The 5,011-nt window shown below is 73.4% G+C and carries 3 protein-coding genes; all 3 read left to right on the top strand.

Going from position 1 to position 5,011, the window contains the following annotated elements; all coding sequences use genetic code 11:
• A partial coding sequence (locus ACY45C_RS12960) for a bifunctional uroporphyrinogen-III C-methyltransferase/uroporphyrinogen-III synthase (RefSeq protein ID WP_462187875.1) occupies positions 1-1,764 on the top strand: 1,764 nt, incomplete at its 5' end.
• Positions 1,761-2,783 (top strand): porphobilinogen synthase, encoded by a 1,023-nt coding sequence (gene hemB / locus ACY45C_RS12955; RefSeq protein WP_462187874.1) that lies wholly within the window; start codon positions 1,761-1,763, stop codon positions 2,781-2,783. The genes ACY45C_RS12960 and hemB, both read left to right, overlap by 4 nt.
• A gap of 307 nt (positions 2,784-3,090) precedes the next feature.
• The coding region (locus tag ACY45C_RS12950; RefSeq protein ID WP_462187873.1) for a heavy metal translocating P-type ATPase at positions 3,091-5,011 on the top strand (1,921 nt) is incomplete at its 3' end.

The following is a 5,011-nucleotide window of genomic DNA, read 5'->3' as shown; positions in this document are numbered from 1 at the left end:
CGTGATCCCGGACTGCTCACCGTCCTCGCGGTCGAGACCCTGGCCGCCGCCGACCTGGTGGTGGCCGATCCCGAGGTGGCGCCGGCGGTGGTGGAGAACCTCACCGCCGAAGTGCTGCGCATTGGCGACCTCGAGGCGCCGAAGCCGGTCCGTGACGCGGAGGCGGCGACCGCCGCGGTGGTGAGCAGGGCCCGTGCCGGTGACAAGGTGGTCCGGCTCTACGCCTCCGATCCGTGGCTGACTCGCATCGGCGCCGCGGACGCCCAGGCGCTCGCGAAGGCCAAGATCCCCTATCGGGTGGTGCCCGGCATCCTCACTGGCGCCGCGGTCGCGACCTACGCCGGGGTCGCCCCGGGCGCGCCGGTCACCTTCGCCAGCACCTCCGGGGTCTTCTCGTCGTCGGGCACCGTGCCGGCGTCCTCGCCGTTCGGCGGGAGCGAGCCGGTGGGTCCGCTCACCGGTCCTCCGTTCGGGGCCTCGCGGCTGGGCGGGCGGCCGATCGCCGGTCTCGGGGGCGGGCTCGGCGGTGGCCTGGGAACCGGCGGGTTCGGCTCGCCGCTGGGCCTCGGTGCCCCGGGCGGCTTCGGCGGGTTCGGTGCGCCCATCTCCCCCCCCGGCGACCTGGACTGGGGTGCCCTCGCCCAGACCCCGGGCACCCTCGTGGTCACGGCGGCGCCGACGGAGGTCGGCAAGGTCGCGGCGGCGCTCGTCGAGCACGGGCGGCCCGGTGACACCCCGATCGCGGTGACCGTGGACGGCACCACCACCGACCAGCGCACCGTCACCTCGACGCTCGATCGGGTCGAGGCGGACACGGCACCGCTGTTGACCGCGGCCCCCACCCCGATCACCCAGGTCGTGCTGTCCATCGGCTCGGTGGTCGCGACCCGCAGCAAGTTGTCCTGGTGGGAGACCCGGGCGCTGTTCGGCTGGACGGTGCTGGTCCCGCGGACCAAGGAACAGGCGGCGATCCTGTCCGACCTGCTGCGTTCGCACGGCGCAAGCCCGCTGGAGGTGCCGACGATCGCTGTCGAGCCCCCGCGGACCGCCGCCCCGATGGAGCGCGCGATCACCGGTCTGGTCTCCGGGCGCTACCAGTGGGTGGCCTTCACCTCGGTCAACGCGGTCAAGGCGGTGCAGGAGAAGGTCGAGGAACGCAGCCTCGACGCCCGCGCGTTCGCGGGGGTCAAGGTTGCGGCGATCGGCGAGGCGACGGCCGACGCGCTGCGCACCTTCGGTATCCGGCCCGATCTCGTCCCGTCCGGGCAGCAGTCCAGCGAGGGGCTGCTGGCGGACTGGCCGGACTTCGACGACACCCTCGACCTGCTCGACCGGGTGCTGCTGCCGCGCGCCGACATCGCCACCGAGACCCTGGTCGCCGGCCTGAAGGAACGCGGCTGGCAGGTCGATGACGTGACGGCCTACCGCACCGTGCGTGCGGCTCCGCCGCCCGCCTCCATCCGGGAGGCGCTGAAGGGCGGCCGGGTCGACGCGGTCGTCTTCACCTCGTCCTCGACCGTGCGCAACCTGGTCGGCATCGCCGGCAAGCCCCACGAGACGACGGTGATCGCCGTGATCGGTCCGGCGACGGCCGCCACTGCCCAGGAGCTCGGGCTGCGCGTCGACGTGCAGGCTCCGGAGGCGTCCATCCCCGCCCTTGTCGGGGCGCTGGCGGAGTTCGCTGCCGAACACCGGGAAGAGCTCGGGAAGATCGGGCCGCTCGCCGCGCGGTTGCCGAAGCCACGGCGAGGCTCGCGGCGGTGAGGGTGCCGGCCCGGGGGAACGGGGCCGCAGCCGGATACCCGACGGCACGTCCCCGCCGGCTGCGCCGCTCGCCCGCGCTGCGCCGGCTGGTCTCGAACGTGCGGTTGCACCCGTCCGACCTGGTGCTGCCGATGTTCGTCAAGGAGGGCGTGGCCGATCCCGTTCCGCTGGCCTCGATGCCCGGTGTCGTCCAGCACACCCGCTCCTCGCTGCGGGAGGCGGCCGTCGAGGCCGTCGAGGCCGGCGTGGGCGGGCTCATCCTGTTCGGTGTGCCCGCGGAGAAGGATGCCCGCGGCTCGGCCGCCGACGACCCGGACGGCATCGTCCAGCTCGCGCTCGCCGATCTCGTCGCCGAGGTCGGTGGCGACGTCGTCCTGATGACGGACCTGTGCCTGGACGAGTACACCGACCACGGGCACTGCGGTCTGCTCACCAGCTCCGGGGAGGTCGACAACGACGCCACCCTGGCGCGCTACGGCGCGATCGCCGTGGCGCAGGCCCGTGCGGGTGCCGAGGTCGTCGCGCCGAGCGGGATGATGGACGGCCAGGTCGGCGCGATCCGGGCCGCGCTGGACGCGGAGGGCTTCATCGACCTGCCGATCCTCGCCTACTCGGTGAAGTATGCCTCGGCGTTCTACGGGCCGTTTCGCGAGGCTGCCGAGTGCGCCCCGCAGTTCGGGGACCGGACCGGTTACCAGCAGGATCCGGTCCGCTCGGCCGAGGAGGCCCGGCGCGAGGTCGCGCTCGACCTTGCCGAGGGCGCGGACGCGGTGATGGTGAAACCGGCGCTGGCCTACCTGGACGTGCTGCGGGCGGTGGCCGACACAGTGGACGTACCGGTGGCGGCCTACCAGGTGTCGGGCGAGTACGCGATGGTGGAGGCTGCCGCGGCGGCCGGGTGGATTGACCGGGACCGGGCGATCGACGAGACGCTGACCGCGATCTCCCGGGCCGGGGCGGACATCATCTTGACCTACTGGGCCACCGAGGTCGCCCGCCGCCTGGCCGCCTCCCGCTGACCGTCCCTCGCGGCGGCGGTTCCTCAACGTGGACGGTTCGCCACGGTGGTGCCGGGAGTCCGGCGTTCGTGGAAAGCGTCCGTTAGGTTACTCAGAGTGGGGGCTGCGCGTCGCGGCCTTCCTGTGTCGGCGTGGGCGGGATCTCTCCCGTGATGATCGACCATGGGTTCGGAAGGTACCCCCACCGGGTACCGGTACACTATACGGGGGGAGGGTATGTTCGGAGGGTCGGACGGGCGCCGGTGGCCGGTGGGATGGGCAGATCCATCGGGACCGGGGCGGCTTACACGAGGAGACGAGAACGGCCATGACGACCGCCTACACGACCGCCTACACGACCGCCTACACGGTGGCCGGGATGACCTGCCAGCACTGCGTCCGATCCGTGACCGAGGAGCTCGCGCGGCTGCCGACCGTGTCGGACGTCGCCGTGGATCTGGCCGAGGGCCGGGTCACTCTCGTCAGCGACGGCGTCGTCGAGGACGGCGCCGTCCGGGAGGCCGTTGCGGAGGCTGGATACGAGCTTGTCGGGCGGGCGTATCGCTTCGGTGGTGCCAACGGTGCCGGTGGCCGGCGGGTGTGTCCGGTCCCACGGTCCGCGACCGGCAGTACCTTCCAGCCCGCTGTAAGGGGAGATCTGATGACCACTCTCGACGTCAGAACGGGTCACCCCGCGCGGATCGAGCTCGCGATCGGCGGGATGACCTGCTCGTCGTGCGCCGCGCGGGTGGAACGCAAACTCAACAGGATGGACGGCGTCACCGCTTCGGTGAACTACGCCACCGAGAAGGCCACCGTCACCCTCGCGGATACCGAAGCCCCCGCGGTCTGTCTCGATGATCTGATCCGCACGGTACAGGCCGCGGGATACTCCGCGACCCCGGTCCGGGGTGGGCCGGGTGCGGCCGGCACTGACACCGCGGCCGAGTATGCGACTGGTGCGGCGGAGGCCGAGGACGGCGGCGGCACGCAGGACGACGCGCCCGGCGCGGCGCTGCGGGCGCTACGCGTCCGGCTGGCTGGCTCGGCGACGCTCGCCGTGCCGGTGATCGCACTGGCCATGGTGCCCGCCTGGCAGTTCGACTACTGGCAGTGGGTCTCGCTGGCCTTGGCGACGCTGGTCGTGCTCTGGGGAGGCTGGCCGTTCCACCGGGCCGCGGGCCGGGGCGCCCGGCATGGGGTCGCGACGATGGACACCCTGGTCTCCCTCGGAACGCTGGCCGCCTTCGTCTGGTCGCTGTACGCCCTGTTCCTGGGCGGAGCGGGCGAACCGGGGATGCGGCACTCGTTCTCGTTCACCGGCGGCTTCCCGGGCCCGGAAGCCTCGGCCGGCGAGATCGGCCACTCGGGGAGTGGCCACGGCACCGGCGGGAGTGCCCACGGCGGCGCGGGCACAGCCCTCTACCTGGAGGTCGCCGCCGGGGTGACGGTGTTCCTGCTCACCGGCCGATTCCTGGAGTCACGTGCCCGCCGGCGTTCCGGCGCGGCCCTGCGGGCGCTGCTCCACCTCGGGGCAAAGGACGTCACCGTGCTGCGCGACCGGCCGGCGGACGGTGCGCGGGGGACTGGCCCGCGGCGGGTCGAGGAGCGGATCCCGGTCGAGGCGCTGCGGATCGGGGACGAGTTCGTCGTCCGCCCGGGCGAGAAGATCGCCACCGACGGCGTCGTGCTCGACGGGCTGTCGGCGGTGGACGCGAGCATGGTCACCGGCGAGTCGGTGCCCGTCGAGGTCGCCCCGGGTGACGCGGTCGTCGGGGCGACGGTGAACGCCGGCGGGCGGCTTGTGGTCCGGGCCACCCGGGTCGGCGCCGACACGCAGCTGGCGCGCATCGCCCGGCTCGTGACGGAGGCCCAGAGTGGCAAGGCCCGCGTCCAGCGCCTCGCCGACCGGGTCTCGGCGGTGTTCGTTCCGGTGGTGATCGGAATCGCGCTCGTCACCCTCGGGGTCTGGCTGGCTCTCGGGCAGCCGGCGACCGACGCCTTCACCGCGGCCGTCGCCGTGTTGATCATCGCCTGCCCCTGCGCGCTGGGCCTGGCCACGCCGACGGCGCTGCTGGTCGGGACGGGACGCGGTGCGCAGGTGGGCATCCTCATCCGCGGCCCGGAGGTGCTGGAGTCGACGCGGCGGGTCCAGACCGTCCTACTCGACAAAACCGGCACGGTGACCAGCGGGCGGATGCAGGTTGTCGCGGTGCTGCCGGCTCCCGGCGAGGACGCCGCCGAGGTGC

Source organism: Frankia sp. CcWB2, assembly GCF_977927585.1.
Note: the sequence above shows the minus strand (reverse complement) of the source record. Positions and strands in the feature narration are given on the sequence as shown.